Raw genomic sequence first — 19,665 nt, 5'->3', positions numbered from 1 at the left:
GGGGGCGACTCCGGTGCCGGGGTTCAGTTCTTCAGCGTGGCCGGGCGGGCGCGGCAGTGCTCGACGGCGTAGCGCACGTCGTCGAAGCGCTCCAGCCCGTACCAGAACACGTTCCACTTCTCGCCTTTGATGCAGCCGTCGGCCTCGGAGAAATAGAACTCGTTGACGGTGTTCTCCGGCCGCGAGCGCCAGAACAGCCGCGGGTTCTCGGCCCGCATCACCTGCCAGGCGGCACGACCCAGTCCCTCGCCCTGGGCATCGTCGCTGACGGCGAACTTGTCCAGGTGCGGGATGCCGTTCTCGCGCGTCAGGATCAGTGCGGCGCGATAGTGCTCGCTGACGTAGACGCGGTAGGGCACGGTCTTTTCGAAGTAGTCGGGCGCCAGCTTGCGGCCGAAGCCGGACTCGATCAACAGCTTGAGCTTCTTCAGGTCGAGCTTCTTCCACGAAGTGACGCAGCGGATCTTCTCGCCGCGCCGCACCAGCGTGCCCGAACCACGATGGGTGAACAGCTCCTTGGCCAGCTCGTCGGGGCGGGTGATCGACACCGACGAGGACGGCGGCAACTGCATCAGCAGGTCGTGGATCTGCTCGATCTTCACCTTCATGCCCGAGTGCAGCCAGGGCTGCGACATCAGCTCGTCGTACTCGGTGCTGAGGTTGATCGAGTCGATGATGTTGCCGTCGCCGTCGAGCAGGCCGCCGGTGCCGGTGAGGAAGACGATCTTGTACGGCTGCAGCTTCTTGACCAGCTCGTTGGCGGCCCAGTCGGCGTTGATGTTGAGGATCTGCCCGCCGGCGGTCTCGCCGAGGCTGGCGATGACCGGGATCGAGCGCACCTTGATCGCCGCCTCGATGCCGGCGGTGTGCACGTTCACCACCTTGCCGACCAGGCCGTACTTGCGGCGGCCGAGGAAGTCGGATTCGAACACGCCCGACTGGATCGAGGTGGCGCGCACGCCCACCGCCTGCAGCGCCTCGACCAGCCGCAGGTTCTCCTGCTGGAACACCCGGCGCACGATCGCCAGCGTCTCCGGGGTGGTCACGCGCAGGCCGTCGACGGTCCGCTTCTCGATGCCGGCGGCGGCCAGCGTCTCGTCGAGCTGCGGGCCGGCGCCGTGCAGCACGATCGGGGTCAGACCGACCTGCTGCAGGAACGCCAGCGAGGACACCAGCGCGTCGAGGTCGTCGCGCAGGATCGCGCCGCCCACCTTCACCACCGCGAACTTCGCGGCGTCGAGCTGGGAGAAGCGCTTGAGGTACTGCTGGATCTCCTTGGCGCTGGCCATGTTGGAGAGCAGCCGGACGATGGTGGGGCGGAGGTCGGTCATGTTCGTGGTGTCTGGGGCGACTGTGCAGGAGCGGCGGCCGCCGCTCCTGCCGTGGGGAAGGCAGGTCAGGTGAGGATGCGCTTCACGGACTGGGCGTAGGTTTCGAGCTGGTCCAGCGCCACCCACTCGTCGGCGGTATGCGCCTGGGCGATGTGGCCGGGGCCGTAGACGATGGCGGTGAGGCCGGCGCGCGAGAACAGCGAGGCCTCGGTCCAGAAATCCACCGCGTTGCCGACCGGCAGGCCGAGTTCGTCGGCGAGGTCGCGTGCCTGCAGGCGGCGTGCTTCGGCCGCGGCGACATCGCCAGCCGGCAGTGGCGGCCCGCGGAAGGTCTCCTCGTACTCGGCCAGCGCGGCCGGGTCGGCGAGACCGCGGAAGGTGGCGTGCAGCGCGTCCATGTCCTGCGAGGGCAGCGGACGGAAGCCGAAACGCACTTCCGCGGCCGGTGCGATCACGTTGGCCTTGATGCCGCCCTCGACCTTGCCGATGTTGAAGCGCAGCCCGGTCAGGCCGCCGAAACGCAGGTGGCTGCAGCCCTGCACGTGGTCGAGCGCCTTCACGCCCCAGCGCATCGCCTGGTGCAACGCACTGGCGTCGAGCGCATCGGCCGAAGAGGCATGGCCGGCGCGGCCACGGAAGGCCATCCGCACCGCGCTCATGCCGCGGTGTGCCAGCACCGCCTCGCAGCCGGTCGGCTCGGCGACGATGGCCTCGCGGAAGCCGTGGTCGCCGGCGAGGAAGCCGGCGATGCAGCGCGCGTCGTTGGCCTCCTCGTCACTGCTGAACAGGAAGGCGGCATCGCCCCGCGTCTCTGCCGCCGCCGCGAGCAGGCCCGCCGCCGCGCCCTTGATGTCGCAGGCGCCCAGGCCGATGGCGCGGCCGCCCTCGACGCGCAGCCGGTGCGGGTCGGCGCTCCACTCCGGCGAGGATGGCACCGTGTCCAGGTGCACGTTGAACAGCCGGCTCGGGCTGCCGCGCACCGCCAGCAGCGACACCGCCCCGGCGCCGAAGTCGGTGACCTCGATGCGGAAGCCCGGCAGGTGCTCACGCACGTAGTCGAAGATTCCGCCGGTGCCGATGGCGCGTGGCGGGTTGCGGGTGTCGAAGGCGACAAGCGCTTCGAGATGTTGGAGGACTCGCTCGAGCATGTTCGTCTTCACGGGGTGGTTGGTAACCGGGAACCGGTAATCGGTAACCGGAAAACGATTGCGGGGGAGACAAGACTCGATCGCCGACGAAAGCACCGCCGCACCACTGGCTCCTGGTTACCGGTTACCGGTTACCGGCCCACGATTCACCTCCGCCCACAGCGTCGAGCTCATCCCGTACAGCCGGATGAAGCCCTCCGCCTCGGCCACGCCCCAGTCGGCCGACTGGGCGTAGGTGGCGCCCTTGGCGTGCAGGATGTGCGGGGACTCGACCGCCACCGCGTCGACGCGGCCGCCGCTCGTCTCCAGCGTCACCACGCCGTTGACGCAGGCCTGGCTGGAACGCAGGAAGGCCTCCAGGTCGGTCTTGAGCGGATCGTGGAAGAAGCCTTCGTAGACCAGTTCCACCCACTTGCGCGCGACCTCGGGCTTGAAGCGGTTCTGCTGCTTGCTCAGTACGGCTTCCTCCAGCGCCCGGTGCGCGGCGAGCAGGGCGCTCAGTCCCGGGGCTTCGTACACGATGCGGCCCTTGAGACCGATGGTGGTGTCGCCGGTGTACAGGCCGCGACCGACGCCGTACTGCGCAAACAGGCCGTTGAGTTTCGCGAGCAGTTGCGCACCGGGCAGGCGTTCGCCGTCCAGCGACACCGCCTCGCCGCGCTCGAAGCCGAGCCGCACCCGCAGCGGCTGTGCCGGCCACTCGGCGCGCGGCGCGCACCAGCCGCGCGCGCCCTCGCCCGGCGCCTGCCACTGGTCGATCTCACCGCCGGACAGCGTCACGCCGAGCAGGTTCTCGTTGATGGTGTAGCGCTTCTGCTTGGCGCGCACTTCGAAGCCGCGCGCTTCCAGATAGGCCTGCTCGTAGGCGCGGGTCTGGGTGTGCTCCTTCTGGATCTCGCGGATCGGCGCGACGATCCGGTAATCGCCCAGCGCCTTCACCGCCAGGTCGAAGCGGACCTGGTCGTTGCCCATGCCGGTGCAGCCGTGCGCGATGGCGCGCGTGCCCAGCTCGGCGGCGCGCCGGAGCGCGGCCTCGACGATCAGGTAGCGGTCGGACACCAGCAGCGGGTACTGGCCCTGGTAACCCTCGCCGGCCATCACGAACGGCACCACGAAGCCGTCCCAGATCGCCGGCCCGCCATCGACGGTGATGTGCGAGGCCGCTCCGAGCTCGGCTGCGCGCGCCTCGATGTAGGCACGCTCGGCGGCATCGACGCCGCCGGTGTCGGCGAACACGGTGTGCACCGTCCAGCCGCGCTCTTTCAGCCAGGGGATGCAGAAGCTGGTGTCGAGGCCGCCGGAGAAGGCGAGGACGATGTCTTTGTTGTCCGCGGTCAGCGGTGATTGGTGAGTGGTCATGAGCGTAGTCCGGCCGGTATTCGATTGATTGGGATATTCGGGATGACAGCGGGATCAGCGATCACCGGCGAGCGGCATTTCTCCGCTCACCGCTGTCCGCTCACTGGTGCGCCAGCGCCGCCATCACCGCCTTCTGCACGTGCAACCGGTTCTCGGCCTCATGGATGGCGATGCAGTTGGGGGAGTCCATCACCGCGTCGGTGGCCTTGACGTTGCGGCGCAGCGGCAGGCAGTGGCTGAAAACGCCGTTGTTGGTCAGCGCCATCTTGGCCTCGTCGACGATGAAGTGCTTGTGGGCGTCGCGGATGGGCTTTTCCGGACCCCAGTTGCCGAAGTACGGCAGCGCGCCCCAGCTCTTGGCGTACACCACGTCGGCGCCGCGGTAGGCGCTTTCGATGTCGTGACTGACCTGCAGGCTGCCGCCGCTCTCGGCGACGTTCCGCCGCGCCCACTCCATGTAGCGCTCGTCGAGCACGTACTCGGGGGTCGGGCACAGCAGGGTCACGTCCATGCCCATGCGGGTGGCGATCGTCAGGGCCGAGTTGGCGACGGCGGTGTTGAGCGGCCTGGGGTGGTAGGTCCAGGTCAGCACGTACTTCTTGCCACGCAGGTCGGTGGTGCCGAAGTGCTCCTGCAGGGCGAGGATGTGGGCCAGCTCCTGGCAGGGGTGGGTGATGGTCTCCATGTTGATGACCGGCACCGTGGCGTACCTGGCGAAGCCCTTGAGCACGCGGTCCTCGCGGTCCTGCGACCAGTCGACGAACTTCGGGAAGGCGCGCACGCCGATCAGGTCGACGTAGCGGCTGAGCACCCGCGCCACCTCGGCGATGTGCTCCTCGGCCTCGCCATCCATGACCGTGCCGAGGTCGAACTCGATCGGCCAGGCATCCTTGCCCGGCGCCAGTACCACCGCGTGGCCGCCGAGCTGGAACGCGCCGATCTCGAAGCTGGTGCGGGTGCGCAGCGAGGGGTTGAAGAACACCAGTGCGATGGTCCGGCCGCGGAGCTGGTCGCCGAACTTCGAGCGCTTGAATTCGGCCGCCTGGGCGAGCAAGGCGTCGAGCTCGGCGCGGGACCAGTCCTGGGTGTTGAGGAAATGCTTCATGGCGGCTTCCGGTGGTGGAGGGCGGTGCGGGAATGGCGGGGCCAGAAACGCGAAAACCCAGCGCGAGGCTGGGTTTTCGAGACACGAAGACGACGATGCCGTTACCCAGCTACATTGGCGGGTTCGGTCGGCGCGCGCGCGAGGTCATCCCCGCCGCCATGCGGGCGGAGGTCAGGATGTCGGCGTCGGCGCACGGGGTCGTCATGGGGCGCGAAGTGTGGCACAGCGTCCCGGTCGGCGCAACGATGCGGGGGACGGGCCGGGACGGTGGCGCTGGGCTTTCAGCGCTGGCCGCGGTAGTCGTCGGCGACCGGCGCCACGCTGACCCGGATCCGCAGACGGTCGCCCGGGTCGTGGTCCAGGCGTGACATGTAGACGTCGCCCTTGTAGCGGTACTCGACGTCGTAGCCGGCCAGCCGGCGCTCCTCGCGCTCGACCTCGACCAGACGGCAGCCCGGCCGCACCTCGCGACCGTTGGCGCCCTGGGCTTCGCCGATGTTGCCGCCGATCGCGCCACCGGCGATGGCGCCGGCCACCGTGGCGGCACGACGGCCGCTGCCCTTGCCGACCTGGTTGCCGACCACGCCGCCGATGACCGCACCGATCACGGTGCCGGCCGCGCGGTTGCCGCCATCGACGCGTTCGTAGACCACGTCCTCCTCGCAGCGCTCCTCCGGCCGGGTCAGGATCACCCGCTCGTAGACCGGATCCACCCTGAGCACCTGGGCGTAGGCGTAGCTGACGTTCTCGCTCGCGCTCGTCGCCGCTGCCGGCTGGGCGGCGGCGGCGAAGGGAAGCAGGCTCAGCAGGGCGATGGCGTGGATGGACTTCATGCGGGCACTCCTGGGGGACGGCGCGCCACCCCGGGGGGCCGCGCACGCCTGGACACGGTCACATTCCAGCACCGGCAGACTGAACCCCCGCTTTAGGATTCCGTTAAAGCCGGGGCGACGATTGGTAGACTTCAGGTTTCCGCTCCCCCGCCCCGCCCCGCATGGACCTGCGTCTTTACAACAGCCTGACCCGGCAGACCGAAACCTTCGTCCCGCTCGACCCCAACCGGGTGACGATGTATGTCTGCGGGCCGACCGTCTACAACTACGTGCACATCGGCAATGCCCGCCCGCCGGTCGTGTTCGGCGTGCTGGCCAATCTGCTCCGGCGGCGCTATGGCGGCGTGGTCTATGCGCGCAACATCACCGACGTCGACGACAAGATCAACCGGGCCGCTGCCGAGCTGGGCGTGCCGATCGCGACGATCACCGAGCGCTACGCCGCCGCCTACCGCGAGGACATGGCCGCGCTCGGTGTCGAGCCGCCCGACATCGAGCCGCATGCCACCGCCCACATCCCGCAGATCATCGCCATGATCGAGCGGCTGATCGCCTCCGGCCATGCCTACGCCGCCGAAGGCCATGTGCTGTTCGCGGTCGCCACCTACCCCGACTACGGCCGGCTCTCGCGCCGCGACCCCGAGGAAATGCTGGCCGGCGCCCGCGTCGAGGTCGCCCCGTACAAGCGCGACCCGGGCGACTTCGTGCTGTGGAAGCCGTCCACGCCCGACCTGCCCGGCTGGGACAGCCCCTGGGGCCGCGGCCGGCCCGGCTGGCACATCGAGTGCTCGGCGATGAGCGCCACCCACCTGGGCGAGACGATCGACATCCACGCCGGTGGCGTCGACCTGCAGTTCCCGCACCACGAGAACGAGATCGCCCAGAGCACCTGCGCCCATGGCGGCAAGACCTTCGCCCGCTACTGGCTGCACAACGGCATGCTGACCTTCGGCGGCGCCAAGATGGCCAAGTCGGTGGGCAACATCCAGCGCGTGCACGACCTGGTCCGCCAGCATCCGCCCGAAGCGCTGCGTTATGCCCTGCTCTCGGCCCACTACCGCCAGCCGCTGGACTGGTCGGATGCGCTGATCGAACAGAGCGTGCGCACGCTCGACCGCCTGTACGGCACCCTGCGCGACCTCGGCGACGTCGAGGCCGGCACGCCGGTCGTGCCCGAAGCGGTCGAGGCCGCGCTCTGCGACGACCTCAACACCCCCGCGGCGCTGGCCGAGCTGGCCCGCATCGCCGGCGAGGCGCGCAAGGCCGGGAGCGCCGACGACCGCCGCCGCCTGAAGGCCGAGCTGCTCGGTGCCGGGCAACTGCTGGGGCTGTTGCGGCAGGATCCTGCGGAGTGGTTCGGCCGTGGTGTCAGCCGCGACGACGACAGTCGCATCCAGGCGCTGGTGGACGAGCGGGCGGCCGCCAAGAAGGCGCGCGACTTCGCCCGCGCCGACGCCATACGCGACGAACTCGCAGCACAAGGCATCATCCTCGAAGACACGCCGCAGGGTGTGCGCTGGAGGCGCGCGGGATGAGCAACCGGCACTTTCCCCTCGAACCCACCGCCGCCGAGGCCCAGCGCGCCATCGCCGAGGAGTTCGGCTTCTTCGGCGACTGGTCCGAGCGCTACCAGTACCTGATCGACCTCGGCCGCCGGCTGCCGCCCTTCCCGGAAGACTGGAAGACCGAGGAACACCGCCTGCACGGCTGCCAGTCGATGGTCTGGATCGTGCCCGAGGTCGAGGGCGACCGCCTGCACTTCCATGCCGTCAGCGATTCGGCCATCGTCTCCGGACTGATCTACCTGGCGCTGCGCGTCTATTCCGGCCGCAGCGCGGAGGAGATCCTCGCGACCCGCCCGGACTACATTGCCGACATCGGTCTGGCCAAGCATCTTTCGCCCACCCGCAGCAACGGCCTGGCCGCGCTGCTCGCCTTCATCCAGGAGCGTGCCCGGCAGATGCCGGCCGCCGCCTGAGCCGAGGAAACCCATCGATGCCCAAGATGCCCCGTCTCACCGCCCTCGCCCTGACGGTCGCCCTCGCCTGCCCGTCGCTGATCGCCGCCCAGCCCTCGCTCGTGCCGGACTTCGACACGGTTCCGGTGCAGACGCAACGGATGGCGCCGCTGATCCAGCGCTTCACCAGCGACCTGCGCAGCGTCGAGCACGTCAATGACATCCAGCACGGCCTGCGCCGCGAAGCGGCATTGCGCGAGCTGTACTCCGGCTGGCTGACCCGGGTGCGGGCGATGGACACGAGCGGCTTCGGCATCGAGGACAGCATCGACCACCTGCTGTTCACGCGCACGCTGGAGCACCGGCTCAAGCAGCTCGACTTCGAGGCCCGCCGCTACGTCGAGGCGGCCGCGCTGCTGCCGGAGGTCGATGCGCTGATCGCCCTGATGGAAGCGCGCCGCGCGCTCGATTACCAGGATGGCCGCGCCAGCGCCGACGTGCTGGAGCGGGCCAGGGTCGCGCTTGCCGCGCGACTGGACGCGGTGAAGAAGGACGGCGCCCGCGCCGCGCCCGGCGTGCGCCCGGTGGTCGCCAACCGCGCCGCCGCCATCCTCGACCGCAGCCGCGAGTCGCTCAAGGCCTGGCGCGACTTCTACGCCGACTACGATCCGCAGGTCACCTGGTGGATCGTCCAGCCCTACGAGGGACTGGACAAGGTGATGGCCGAGTACGCGCAGGCGCTGCGCGACAAACTGGCCGGCGCCAGCGACCCCGAGGCCATCATCGGCGACCCGATCGGCCGCGAGGCGCTGCTGGCCGACCTCGCCTACGAGATGATCCCGTACACGCCCGAGGAGCTGATCCGCCTCGCCGAGCGCGAGCTGGCCTGGTGCCGGGAGGAGATGCGCAAGGCCGCCAGCGAGCTGGGCTACGACGACTGGCGGCAGGCGCTGGAGTACGTCAAGACCCGCCACCCGGCGCCGGGCGAACAGCCGCGGCTGGTGAGGGAACTGGCCGAGGAAGCCGTGGCCTTCCTCGAAGCCAACGAGCTGGTCACCGTGCCCGAATTGTCCAAGCGCGACTGGCGCATGAACATGCTCAGCCCCCAGGCGCAGTTGCAGGCGCCGTTCTTCCTCGGCGGCGTGGACGTGTGGGTGGCCTTCCCCACCAGCACCATGCCGCACGAGAAGAAACTGATGAGCCTGCGCGGCAACAACCGCCACTTCTCGCGCGCGGTGGTGCACCACGAGCTGATCCCCGGTCATCACCTGCAGCACTTCATGAACCAGCGCTACCAGCCGCACCGCAACCTGTTCCGCACGCCGTTCTGGACCGAAGGCTGGGCGCTGTACTGGGAGTTCCTGCTGTACGACCTGGATTTCGCCAGGACGCCCGAGGACAGGATCGGCATGCTGTTCTGGCGCGCCCACCGGGCCGCCCGCATCCAGTTCTCGCTTGGCTTCCACCTCGGGCAGATGACGCCGCAGCAGGCCATCGACCTGCTGGTCGCCAACGGTCACGAACGCGAGAACGCCGCCGCCGAGGTGCGTCGCAGCTTCGCCGGCGACTATCCGCCGATCTACCAGGCCGCCTACATGCTCGGTGGCTTGCAGTTCCGCGAACTGCACCGCGAGCTGGTGCAGTCGGGCCGGATGAGCAACCGCGACTTCCACGACCGCATCCTGCAGGGCGGCGTGATGCCGGTGGAGATGGTCCGCGCGCGCCTGCGCGGTGAGGCGCCGGCGGCCGACTTCAAGTCGAACTGGCGGTTCTACGACCTCGGTCGCTGAGGCCCCACGCAAGCTCCCGGCAGGGCGCAGGACAGCGCCCTCGCCCCGGCCGGTCCTTTTCCCCGCTCCAGACACGAGAGCCCCGCCGATGCGGGGCTCTCGATACCGCGGAGGACAGGCGACGGATGGCGACGGATCAGTCGCCCATCTGCTTCTGAAGATGCTCCCAGCGCTCCTGCGCGTCGATGGTGCGCTCGGCGGTCAGCCGCGCCTCCAAACGGTCCAGGCCGATCTCCTCACCGGTGTCGATGCAATAGCCGTACTCGCCCTCGTCGATGCGCCGGAGCGTGCTGTCGATCTTGTTGATCAGCTTGCGGTAGCGATCGCGGGTGCGCAGCTCCAGCGAGTTCTCGGTCTCGCGGGTGGCGCGCTCGGCTTCGTCGCCGACGTCGCGCACCTCTTCCCTGAGATTTTCGATGGTCTGCTTGGACTCCTCGATCAGTTCCTCGCGCCAGGCGAGCAGACGCTGGCGGAAGTACTCCAGTTGAAGCGGGTTCATGTACTCCTCATCCGGCGAGGGCTTGTAGCCCGGCGGCAGGATGGGCCTTCCGTTTTCGTCTGTCTGGTACTTCACGATCTTCACCGGACGCTTGGGGGCGGCGTCCTTCTTGGGTTCGGGTTTGGCGGCCACGGCCTTGGGGCCGGCGCGGACAACGGGTTCCGGCTTGGTCGCCGGCGGTGTGGCTGGAGCCGGCCTGGTCTCGATCTTGCCGACCGGCTTGGCCGGGGCGGCGGGCTTGGCGGCGGCCTTCTTCGGCGGGACCGGCGCCGCGGCCGGTTTCATCGTCTTGCCGGGCGTCGGACTGGCTGGCTTGACCTGTTTCCCGGAAGCCTTCCTGACTGTGCCCGTGGCTTTCTTCGCGGACGATGCCGTGGCTTTCTTCGCAACCGGCTGGGCAGACTTGCCGGCCTTCTTCGCCGGCGCCTTGACCGGGGTGACCTTCGTCTTCGGCAGCGCCTTCTTGACCGGCGCCTTCGCCTTCGTCGCCTTGACCGCGGGCTTCGTGGCCTTCTTGGCGGCCGGCTTGGCGGCAGTCTTCCTGGCAACCGGCTTGGTGGCCTTCTTGGCCGGTTTGGCGGCCTTCTTCGCGGGTTTCTTCGCAGCCACGTCGGAATTCCCTGGTGGTGGAGTCGAGATTGAGGCTGAGCGGCGGCGTGTTATAGCCTAGTCGCGTGGCAGCGGCAACCGCTGCCGCCTCGCGCAGTCTCCGTCCGCCCGGCATTCTAGCGGTGAAATCCCTCTTACTCCTCCTGCTGCGCGGCTACAAGCGTTTCCTCAGCCCGCTGCTCGGCCCACGCTGCCGCTTCCATCCGAGCTGTTCCAGCTACGCGATGGAGGCAGTCGAGCGCTTCGGCGCGCTGCGCGGCGGCTGGCTGGCGCTGCGGCGGATCGGGCGCTGCCATCCCCTGAACCCCGGCGGGCTCGATCCGGTCCCGGACACCTGGCCGCCCTCTTCCAAGGAACGCGAATGAGCGCCTGGCTGATCACCAATGCCACCCTCGTCAACGAAGGTCGACGTTTCGAGGCCGACCTGCGTGTCCGCGACGACCGCATCGAACAGATCGGCGGCGGCCTGTCCGCCCGCCCGGGGGAACGCGTGTACGACGCCTCCGGCCTCTGGCTGCTGCCGGGCGTGATCGACGCCCAGGTGCACTTCCGCGAGCCCGGGATGGAGCACAAGGGCGACCTGGCCACCGAGCCGGCCGCCGCGGTCGCCGGTGGCGTGACCAGCTACCTGGAGATGCCGAACACCAGGCCGCCGACGCTGGACGACGATGCGCTGGAGGACAAGTACCGCCGCGCCGCCGGCCGCTCGCGCGCCAACTTCGGCTTCTACTACGGCGCCAGCAACGACAATCTGGAAGCGATCAAACGGCTCGATCCGCGCGCAACGCCGGGCGTGAAGGTGTTCATGGGCGCCTCCACCGGCAACATGCTGGTGGACGACCCGGCGATTCTGGAAGGCATCTTCCGCGAGTGCCGGGTGCCGATCATCACCCACTGCGAAGACACGCCGATGATCGACGCGGAGATGGCCAAGGCCCGCGCCAAGTACGGCGAGGACATCCCGGTCGAGCTGCACGCCGAGATCCGCTCGCGCGCCGCCTGCCTGAAGTCCACCGAGCTGGCCCTGTCGCTGGCGCGCCGCTTCGGCAGCCGCCTGCACGTGCTGCACATCTCCACCGCCGAGGAGCTTGCGTTGTTCGCGCCCGGCCCGGTCGAAGGCAAGCGCATCACCGCCGAAACCTGCGTGCACTTCCTGCGCTTCGCCCGCGAGGACTACGCCACGCGCGGCACGCTGATCAAGTGCAATCCGTCGATCAAGGAGGCCTCCGACCGTGCCGCCCTGCTGCGTGCGGTGGCCGAGGACCGCATCGACGTGTTGGCCACCGACCACGCCCCACACACGCTGGACGAAAAGCGGCAGAAGTACGAGAAGGCGCCATCCGGCCTGCCGCTGGTGCAGGACTTCGTGGTCGCGGCGCTGGAATGCGTGCACGAGGGGCACTTCCCGCTGGAGCAGCTGGTGCGCAAGTTCTGCCATGCGCCGGCGATCCGCTTCGACATCGCCGGTCGCGGCTTCCTGCGCGAGGGCTATCACGCCGACCTCACCCTGATCGATCCCGCCGGCGGCACCGAGGTGACCCGCGGGCGGGTGCTGTCCAAGTGCGGCTGGAGCCCGTTCGAGGGCGTGCGCTTCCGCTCGCGCGTGGCCGCCACCTTCGTCAACGGCGAGCTGGCTTTCGACGGCGAGACGCTGCTCGGCGCACCGCAGGGCCGGCGGCTGGAGTTCGCCCGGTGATGCGACTGGCGCTGATGCTGCTGGGGCTACTTCTCCTGCCGGCGGTCCGTGGCGCGGACCGCCAAACCGAGCTGCCCGAGCGCGTGTATCAGGGCCAGCTGGTATTCGGCCGGACTGCCGTGGGCAACCGGGTCGAACTGAACGGCCGCGCGATCCGGGTCGATGCGGAAGGTCACTTCGTGTTCGGCGTCGGCCGCGACGAAGCCGGCCCGCTGCCGCTGAAGATCGTCTGGCCCGACGGCGCGGTGGAACACGTGAACCTGAAAGTTTCGCCGCGCGAGTGGCCGATCGAGCGCGTCACCGGGGTGCCGCAGGCCACGGTGACACCGCCGCCGGAGATCGCCGCACGCATCGCCCGCGAGCAGGCGCAGGTGACGAAGGCGCGCGAGCTGGACGACGACCGCCAGGACTGGCGCACGGGTTTCGTCTGGCCGTTGCGCGGCCGGGTCAGCGGGGTCTACGGCAGCCAGCGCATCTACAACGGCGTGCCGCGCGCCTTCCACTCCGGCCTGGACGTGGCCGCGCCGACCGGCACACCGATCCGGGCCCCGGCCGCCGGCATCGTCACCTTCGCCGCGCCCGATCTGTACCTGACCGGCGGCACCGTACTGATCGACCACGGCCACGGCGTGAGCTCGAACTTCCTGCATCTGTCGCGCATCGACGTCGCCGTCGGCGAGCGCGTCGAGCAGGGACAGGTCATAGGGGCGGTCGGCGCCACCGGGCGCGCCACCGGGCCGCACATGCACTGGGGCATGAACTGGTTCGACGTCCGCATCGACCCGCAGATGCTGGTCGAGGGGCAGTAGCGGCGCAAGCCGTGAGCGGACGCCCTGCGAAGCCGCCGGTCGCGGCTTACGCCGCCCCTACGGGTTACCCGCGCAGGTGCGCCACGCCTTCGAGCCCGGCCGAGTAGCCGCCCGGGACACCCTTGGTGGCGACGGCGACGGCGTTGTGCGGGTGCAGGCTCTCGTAGTGCGAGGCGCGCACCCAGAAGTCGGTGACGCGCTCGTCCTGGTCCAGCGCGGCCTGCATGCGGCGGGCAGCGTCCTCGCAGAACATCAGGTTCTGGCCGTTGAGGCGGGCGAAGGCCTGCTCGTCCTCGCGCTTGACCGCGGTCTGCACCGGGGTCTTGAGCGCGCCCTCGATGCGGTCGATGAGGTCGACGATCGGGAAGTCCCGGAACGAGGGCACCAGCCGCACCCTCACCTCGGCGCTGCTGCGCTGGCTGTGCGGGGTGGCGCAGATGCCCTGCTCGCTGCCCAGCCAGGCCAGCACGGCGTCGTAGTCGAGCGGAGAGGTCTTCGCGAAGTCCTGCTGGAAGCGCTCCTGGATCAGCTGCCGCGCCAGCGCGGCAGAGCACGGGCAGGTGCTCGAATAGGCCACGTCGAAGGCCAGCTCGAGCGTGAACTGGCCATGGTCCATCACGCCGGTGACGGTGACCGGGTAGCTCTTCCAGCCGCTGTTGTCGCTCATCAGCGCCGGGCGGCGCACCATGTAGTCGAAGCGCACCTGGACCATGGCGCGGTCGGACAGGTCGGCGTGGGATTCGAGGAAATCCTTGAGCAACCGGCGCACGCCGCAAGGGCTCAGCGGCTCGCTCGACAGGGCCTTGTCCACATGCAGGTACAGCCGCGACATGTGGATGCCGCGCACCTCCGGGCACTTGAGGTTGACGAAGGCGTTGACGCGGGCGCCGCTGGTGACCACGCGACCGTCCGTGCCGGCAAGGCTGATCGGGACCTCGATCTCGCCCATGCCGACCCAGTCGAGCTGCCCGGCCACCACGGGGCGGGCCTCACTGGCGATGTCGGGCATCACGCGGGCGGTGTTGTCTGGCTGGAAAGGGGCCACCTCGGTTCTCCTCATCGGCGCGAGTGCGTGGAGCCTGGATGAGGCCCCGTGCAGGCAGTGTCAAGCGGCGCATTGTAACCGCTGTGCGGCGACCGCCCCCGGAACGGAGCGTTTCAGCCCCGCCGGGCGGCGCGCCAGGCGTGCCAGGCGGTGGCCGGACCGGCCCCGGCATCCAGTCGCCCGCGGCGTGCCAGCCGGGCCAGCCGCTGGCGGTCGAAAGCCAGACTCAGGCGGCGATACAGGCCAGCCCGTGGCAGGCGCGCCGGCAGGCTGCCGGCCAGCTCGCGCGCCCAGTCCCGGCGCACCGGCAGGCCACGCTCGCCGGCCAGTTCGGCGGCAGTGACGCCGTGCCGCGCCAGCAGCGACAGCGGCACGCGGCCGGCATCCCCGGCAGTCAGGCCGACCAGCAGCCGGTGCAACAGCAGATGCACCGCCACGGCCCGCTCGGCGTCGGCATCGTGAACGCCGTCGAACAGCGCCGCCTCCATCGCCACGATACCGCGCGCCAGCGGCATCATGCCCGCCAAGGCCGCATCACGATCGGCCGGCCGGCTGTCGTCCTGCGCACACTCGGCCAGCCCGCGCGCCAGCATCGTCCACGGCGGATCGCCCGGCCCAAGCAGCGCATGGGTGACCGGATGCCGTGCCCTGCCCTGCGCGAGTGCAACGAGCTCTTCCACCCACCAGCCGGACTTGGCGGCGATGACGCGCGCGTCGCTGAGTTCGAACGCCGCTTCGCGCAGCTCGAACAGCAGCGCGCCCCAGGCGCGGAAGCGCGGGCGCAGCGACGCCGGCACGAACAGCTCGCCGATCTCCATTTCCGGCTCGCGGGCGCGCCACTTGCCGACGTAGTCGTCGATCGGCGTGATCCGGTCAGGCAGCGCCACGCATCGGCTCCAGCCGGCCATCGGCCAGCAGGTCGATCGGCTGGACGGCGCAGGCATCGGCGCGCCAGGCGAAGGGATCCTCGTCGTCACCGCGATAGCCCCACAGGGCAGCGACCGACTTCGTGCCGGCAGCGCGGGCGGCGATGATGTCGCGTTCGTCATCGCCGACGTAGACGCACTCGGCCGGCGCCACGCCGAGCTCGCGGCAGGCGTGAAGGAGCTGGTCGGGCGCGGGCTTTTTCGCCGGCAGGCTGTCGCCGCCGACGAGCAGCGCGCAGCGCGTCGCCCAGCCCATGCCGGCGACCACCTCGCGCGCCAGGTACAGCGCCTTGTTGGTGACGATGCCCCAGCGCGCACCGCTGGCCTCGATGGCGGCGAGCACGCGCTCGATGCCGTCGAAGGGCGTGCTGTGCTCGGCCAGGCGCTCGGCGTAGTAAGCGAGGAAGACCGGCAGGCGCGCCTCGCGTTCGTGCTCGTCGAGCTCCGGATAGGCCACCCGCAGCATCGCCCGGCCGCCCTTGGACACGACCTGACGGAATCCGTCCATCGGCAACGGCGGCAAGTGCTCGTCGGCGCGCAGCCGGTTCATCGCCGCCAGCAGATCGGCGGCGCTGTCGACCAGGGTGCCGTCGAGGTCGAACAGCACCAGCGGCGCGATCGTCGTCCTCATGCCGGGTCCGGCTCCGCCGGCTTGCGTGCGCAGGCCAGGTAGTTGACCCCGGTGTGACGCGAAATCCACGCCTTGCGACGGATCGGGTCGTAGACCAGTCCGCTGACGTCCTCGAGTTCCAGTCCGGCCTCGCGCAGCCACGCCGCCAGCTCGGACGGACGAATGAACTGGCGATAGTGGTGCGTCCCTTTCGGCAGCAGGCGGGCGATGTATTCGGCGCCGACGATGGCCAGTGCGAACGCGGCCGGCGTGCGGTCGAGCGTGGACACGAACAGCCGCCCGCCCGGTTTGAGCAGCGTCGCGCAGGCGCGGATCACCGAGGACGGGTCGGGCACGTGCTCGAGCATCTCCATGCAGGTGACCACGTCGTAGCTGCCGGCGCGCTCGGCCGCCAGATCCTCGACCGACGACAGCACGTATTCGACCTGCCGGCCGGACTCGTACAGGTGCAGCCTGGCGATCTCGATCAGGTCCGGCGCCAGGTCCAGCCCGGTGACCTGCGCGCCTTCGGCGGCCATCGCCTCGCTGAGCAGGCCGGCGCCGCAGCCGACGTCGAGCACGCGCCGGCCAGCCAGCGGCATGCGTTCGTTCACGTAGGCCAGCCGGGTCGGGTTGAGTTCGTGCAGTGGGCGCTGCGGGCCGTCCGGATCCCACCAGCGATGCGCCAGCTTGGCGAACTTCGCCAGCTCGGCCTGGCTGACGTTGGGCTTGTCGGGAGCGGCGTTCATCGGGCGTGCCTATCGGGCGGCCGGCATCGTGGCGATGCGCTGGCGCCAGCGCGCGACCTTGGCCTTGAGCGCATCGGTGTCGATGTCGACCAGTACGCGCTGGCGGAGCTTCGCGCGGCCGTCGATCCAGACATCGCTCACCTGCTGGCGACCGGTGGCATAGACCAGTTGCGAAATCACATGGTGCAGCGGCTGGGTCTCGATCTCGCGCAGGTCCACGCAGACCAGGTCCGCGCGCTTGCCCGGCTCGATCGAGCCGATCGTCTCGCCCATGCCGATCGCGCGCGCACCGCCGAGGGTGGCCATGCGCAGCGCGCTGGCGGCGTCGAGCGCGGAGGCGTCCTGCGCCACGCCCTTGGCCAGCAGCGCCGCGGTGCGCATCTCGCCGAACATGTCCAGATCATTGTTGCTGGCGCAGCCGTCGGTGCCCAGCGCCAGGTTGACCCCGGCGCGACGCAGCTTCTCCACCGGACAGAAGCCGGAGGCCAGCTTGAGGTTGGATTCGGGGCAGTGCACCACCGACACCCCGCGCTCGGCGCACAGCGCGATCTCGGCCTCGGTCAGCGCGGTCATGTGCACGGCGATCAGCTGGCTGTTGAGCAGGCCGAGCCGGTCGATGCGGGCGATCTGGCGCATGCCGTGCTGCTTCACCGCCTCGTCGGCCTCGTGCGCGGTCTCGTGCAGGTGCAGGTGCACCAGCAGGTCGAGCTGGTCGGCCAGCATGCGGATGCGCGCGAAGCTCTCGTCGGACACGGTGTACGGCGCATGCGGCGCGAAACAGGTGCGCACCAGCGCGTCGCCGCGCCAGTTGTCGTGGACCTCCAGCGCCTTGTCGAAGTACTCGTCCTGCGAGGACGCCCAGGCGGTGGGGAACTGGATCACCGGCAGGCCGACCAGGGCGCGGAAGCCCAGGCGCTTGTAGGTGGCGGCCTGCACGTCCGGGAAGAAGTAGTCCTCGCTGGCGCAGGTGGTGCCGCCGCGCAGCATCTCGGCCACTGCCAGCTCGATGCCGTCGGCGACGAACTCCGGCCCGATCAGCGCGCCCTCGATCGGCCAGATGTGATCCTGCAGCCAGGTCATCAGCGGCAGATCGTCGGCGACGCCGCGCAGCAGCGTCATCGGGTTGTGGCAGTGGGCGTTGACCAGGCCCGGCAGCAGCACATGCCCGGGCCGTTCGACGACCTCGGCCGCAGCGAAGCGGGCGCGGGCCTCGGCGCGCGGCAGGATGGCGAGGATCTCGCCATTGCGCACGGCAACGGCGTGGTCGTCGAGCACCACGCCATGCGGCTCGACCGGCACCACCCAGCCGGCTTCGATCAGCAGGTCGCAGGACTGGGGGGAGTGCGGCTCGATCATGTCGTTCCCGTCGGAAAGCCGGGCGCGAACGCCCGGAGCACGGCTGGAAAGCGGAGCGGACGGACCCCGACCTGCGCCGGGACGGCGCCTGGGTGAAGCCGTCCGCGCGCCGCGCGAGCGGGCCCAGGCGTCACTTCACGCGGCTGACGTACTCGCCGCTGCGGGTGTCGACCCGGATGATCTCGTCCTGGCCGACGAACAGCGGCACGCGCACCACCGCGCCGGTCTCCAGCTTGGCCGGCTTGCCGCCGCCGCCGGAGGTGTCGCCGCGCACGCCGGGGTCGGTCTCGACGACCTTGAGCTCGACGAAGTTCGGTGGCGTGACCTGGATCGGCGTGCCGTTCCACAGCGTCACCACGCAGGGCTCCTCGCCCTTGAGCCACTTGGCGGCGTCGCCGACGCCGGCCTTGTCGGCCTGCACCTGCTCGAAGGTCTCCGGCTGCATGAAGTGCCAGAACTCGCCGTCCGAATACAGGAACTGCATGTCGGTATCGACCACGTCCGCCGCCTCCAGCGAGTCGGTGGACTTCATGGTCAGCTCGACAACGCGCCCGGACTTGATGTTGCGGTACTTCACCCGGGTGAAGGCCTGGCCTTTGCCCGGCTTGACGTACTCGGTGTCGACGATCACGCAGGGCTCGTTGTTGACCAGGATCTTCATCCCGTTCTTGACGTCGTTCATGCCATAGCTGGCCATGGATGCTCCTGAGGGGACAGGCCGCCGCGGCGGGCGGCTACAATGGGAAATTCCGCAGACCGGGCGGACCGATCCGAGCGCGTCATGATAACCGCTAACCCCTTGCCGGCGCAGCCGCGCCGCTGGCAGACGCTGTGGCGCCAGGCCGTGCGCGACCCGCGCGAGCTGCTGTCCCTGCTCGGGCTGGAGTCCCTGGCCGGACGGATCTCCGCCGCCGCCGCCGCCCAGTTCCCGCTGCGGGTGCCGCACGGCTTCATCGCCCGGATGCGCCCCGGCGACCCGGACGACCCGCTGCTGCGCCAGGTACTGCCGGTGATCGACGAGGAACGGATCGCGCCCGGCTACGACCTCGATGCAGTCGGCGACCTGGCCGCCCGCGGCGCCAGCGGCGTGCTGCACAAGTACGACGGCCGCGCCCTGCTGATCGCCACCGGCAGTTGCGCCGTCCACTGCCGCTATTGCTTCCGCCGGCATTTTCCCTATGGCGAGGAGACCGCCGCCGCCAATGGCTGGCGCCAGGCGCTGGATTACCTCGCCGCCGACACCTCGCTCTCGGAAGTGCTGCTGTCCGGCGGCGACCCGCTGTCGCTGGCCACCCGCAAGCTGGCCGAGCTGACCGACGCCCTCGCCGGCCTGCCGCACGTCCGTCGCCTGCGCATCCACACCCGCCTGCCCATCGTGCTGCCCGAGCGGGTCGACGAGGAGCTGCTCGACTGGCTGACCCGGCTGCCGCAGCAGGTCGTCGTGGTCGTCCACGCCAACCATCCCCATGAGATCGACGGCAGCGTCCGGCAGGCGCTGCTGGCGCTGCAGGGGAGCGGTGCCACCCTGCTCAACCAGGCCGTGCTGCTGCGCGGCGTCAACGACGATGCCGGAACGCTGGCCGCGCTCTGCGAGCGCCTGTTCGAGACCCGCACCCTGCCCTACTACCTGCACCAGCTCGACCGCGTCGCCGGCGCCGCCCATTTCGAGGTGCCGGAAGCGCAGGCCATCGCGCTGCACGAGGCACTGATGCGGCGCCTGCCCGGCTATCTCGTGCCCAGGCTGGTGCGCGAGCGGGCCGGTGCTCCCTACAAGGTGCCGCTGACAGCCCCCGGCTCGGTGGCCATTTCCCCCGCCAGCGTGTAAAACGCCCGGACTCCCCCG

The 19,665-nt window shown here is 70.0% G+C and carries 19 protein-coding genes; 7 read left to right on the top strand and 12 right to left on the bottom strand.

What is annotated here, in order from left to right; translation table 11 throughout:
* Window positions 1-23: 23 nt before the first annotated feature.
* The 5 genes from HNQ58_RS10980 to HNQ58_RS10960 form a co-directional block, all read right to left on the bottom strand.
* On the bottom strand, window positions 24-1,331 hold the full coding sequence (locus HNQ58_RS10980; RefSeq protein WP_183948969.1) for an acetylglutamate kinase: 1,308 nt from the start codon (window positions 1,329-1,331) through the stop codon (window positions 24-26).
* A gap of 65 nt (window positions 1,332-1,396) precedes the next feature.
* On the bottom strand, window positions 1,397-2,479 hold the full coding sequence (locus HNQ58_RS10975; protein ID WP_183948968.1) for an acetylornithine deacetylase: 1,083 nt from the start codon (window positions 2,477-2,479) through the stop codon (window positions 1,397-1,399).
* A gap of 117 nt (window positions 2,480-2,596) precedes the next feature.
* Window positions 2,597-3,838 (bottom strand): argininosuccinate synthase, encoded by a 1,242-nt coding sequence (locus HNQ58_RS10970; protein WP_183948967.1) that lies wholly within the window; start codon window positions 3,836-3,838, stop codon window positions 2,597-2,599.
* Window positions 3,839-3,938: 100 nt separating this feature from the next.
* On the bottom strand, window positions 3,939-4,943 hold the full coding sequence (locus HNQ58_RS10965; RefSeq protein ID WP_183948966.1) for an N-acetylornithine carbamoyltransferase: 1,005 nt from the start codon (window positions 4,941-4,943) through the stop codon (window positions 3,939-3,941).
* Between the two features lie 281 nt (window positions 4,944-5,224).
* Window positions 5,225-5,776: a glycine zipper 2TM domain-containing protein gene (locus HNQ58_RS10960; protein WP_183948965.1), complete on the bottom strand. Its 552-nt coding sequence runs from the start codon at window positions 5,774-5,776 to the stop codon at window positions 5,225-5,227.
* 161 nt (window positions 5,777-5,937) lie between these two features.
* Here HNQ58_RS10960 and cysS point away from each other — a divergent pair, with 161 nt between their 5' ends.
* Genes cysS through HNQ58_RS10945 form a run of 3 tightly spaced genes read left to right on the top strand, consistent with a single transcriptional unit; the run spans window position 5,938 to window position 9,523 of the window.
* A complete protein-coding gene (cysS, locus tag HNQ58_RS10955; protein WP_183948964.1) occupies window positions 5,938-7,311 on the top strand; it encodes a cysteine--tRNA ligase in 1,374 nt (457 codons plus the stop codon).
* Window positions 7,308-7,754: a SufE family protein gene (locus HNQ58_RS10950; RefSeq protein ID WP_183948963.1), complete on the top strand. Its 447-nt coding sequence runs from the start codon at window positions 7,308-7,310 to the stop codon at window positions 7,752-7,754. Before cysS ends, HNQ58_RS10950 begins: the two co-directional genes overlap by 4 nt.
* A 17-nt stretch (window positions 7,755-7,771) precedes the next feature.
* The gene (locus HNQ58_RS10945) at window positions 7,772-9,523 is read left to right on the top strand and encodes a DUF885 family protein (RefSeq protein WP_183948962.1); all 1,752 of its coding nucleotides are present in this window, start codon (window positions 7,772-7,774) and stop codon (window positions 9,521-9,523) included.
* Window positions 9,524-9,659: 136 nt separating this feature from the next.
* Here HNQ58_RS10945 and dksA read toward each other — a convergent pair whose 3' ends face one another.
* Complete coding sequence (gene dksA / locus HNQ58_RS10940) at window positions 9,660-10,631, bottom strand: RNA polymerase-binding protein DksA (protein WP_183948961.1); 972 nt, start codon at window positions 10,629-10,631, stop codon at window positions 9,660-9,662.
* A gap of 122 nt (window positions 10,632-10,753) precedes the next feature.
* Between dksA and yidD the strand changes: the two genes are divergently transcribed.
* The 3 genes from yidD to HNQ58_RS10925 are packed head-to-tail and all read left to right on the top strand — an operon-like array spanning window position 10,754 to window position 13,136.
* On the top strand, window positions 10,754-10,996 hold the full coding sequence (gene yidD, locus HNQ58_RS10935) for a membrane protein insertion efficiency factor YidD (RefSeq protein WP_183948960.1): 243 nt from the start codon (window positions 10,754-10,756) through the stop codon (window positions 10,994-10,996).
* Window positions 10,993-12,327 carry a dihydroorotase gene (locus tag HNQ58_RS10930; RefSeq protein WP_183948959.1) on the top strand — a complete coding sequence of 445 codons (1,335 nt, stop codon included), beginning with the start codon at window positions 10,993-10,995 and terminating at the stop codon, window positions 12,325-12,327. Before yidD ends, HNQ58_RS10930 begins: the two co-directional genes overlap by 4 nt.
* Entirely contained in the window at window positions 12,327-13,136 is an 810-nt protein-coding gene (locus HNQ58_RS10925) for a M23 family metallopeptidase (RefSeq protein ID WP_183948958.1), read from the top strand. The genes HNQ58_RS10930 and HNQ58_RS10925 overlap by 1 nt, the downstream gene beginning before the upstream one ends.
* 64 nt (window positions 13,137-13,200) lie before the next feature.
* On the opposite strand, the gene folE2 is transcribed toward HNQ58_RS10925, so the two are convergent.
* The 6 genes from folE2 to efp all read right to left on the bottom strand — a co-directional run bounded on the left by folE2 (window position 13,201) and on the right by efp (window position 18,519).
* The gene (folE2, locus tag HNQ58_RS10920; protein WP_183949007.1) at window positions 13,201-14,145 is read right to left on the bottom strand and encodes a GTP cyclohydrolase FolE2; all 945 of its coding nucleotides are present in this window, start codon (window positions 14,143-14,145) and stop codon (window positions 13,201-13,203) included.
* Between the two features lie 149 nt (window positions 14,146-14,294).
* Complete coding sequence (locus HNQ58_RS10915; protein ID WP_183948957.1) at window positions 14,295-15,068, bottom strand: isoprenoid biosynthesis enzyme family protein; 774 nt, start codon at window positions 15,066-15,068, stop codon at window positions 14,295-14,297.
* Complete coding sequence (gene gph, locus HNQ58_RS10910; protein WP_183948956.1) at window positions 15,055-15,738, bottom strand: phosphoglycolate phosphatase; 684 nt, start codon at window positions 15,736-15,738, stop codon at window positions 15,055-15,057. The genes HNQ58_RS10915 and gph overlap by 14 nt, the downstream gene beginning before the upstream one ends.
* Complete coding sequence (gene ubiG / locus HNQ58_RS10905) at window positions 15,735-16,466, bottom strand: bifunctional 2-polyprenyl-6-hydroxyphenol methylase/3-demethylubiquinol 3-O-methyltransferase UbiG (protein WP_183948955.1); 732 nt, start codon at window positions 16,464-16,466, stop codon at window positions 15,735-15,737. Before ubiG ends, gph begins: the two co-directional genes overlap by 4 nt.
* 9 nt (window positions 16,467-16,475) lie before the next feature.
* On the bottom strand, window positions 16,476-17,822 hold the full coding sequence (locus HNQ58_RS10900) for a TRZ/ATZ family hydrolase (protein WP_183948954.1): 1,347 nt from the start codon (window positions 17,820-17,822) through the stop codon (window positions 16,476-16,478).
* Window positions 17,823-17,952: 130 nt separating this feature from the next.
* Window positions 17,953-18,519, bottom strand: a complete 567-nt coding sequence (efp, locus tag HNQ58_RS10895) for an elongation factor P (protein WP_183948953.1) — start codon at window positions 18,517-18,519, stop codon at window positions 17,953-17,955.
* A gap of 84 nt (window positions 18,520-18,603) precedes the next feature.
* Between efp and epmB the strand changes: the two genes are divergently transcribed.
* Window positions 18,604-19,647 carry an EF-P beta-lysylation protein EpmB gene (gene epmB / locus HNQ58_RS10890; RefSeq protein WP_183948952.1) on the top strand — a complete coding sequence of 348 codons (1,044 nt, stop codon included), beginning with the start codon at window positions 18,604-18,606 and terminating at the stop codon, window positions 19,645-19,647.
* The last annotated feature ends 18 nt before the right edge of the window (window positions 19,648-19,665 follow it).

Origin of the sequence: Rehaibacterium terrae, assembly GCF_014202935.1 — a bacterium.
In the GTDB taxonomy this organism is placed as follows: Bacteria; Pseudomonadota; Gammaproteobacteria; order Xanthomonadales; family Xanthomonadaceae; genus Rehaibacterium; species Rehaibacterium terrae.
Note: the sequence above shows the minus strand (reverse complement) of the source record. Positions and strands in the feature narration are given on the sequence as shown.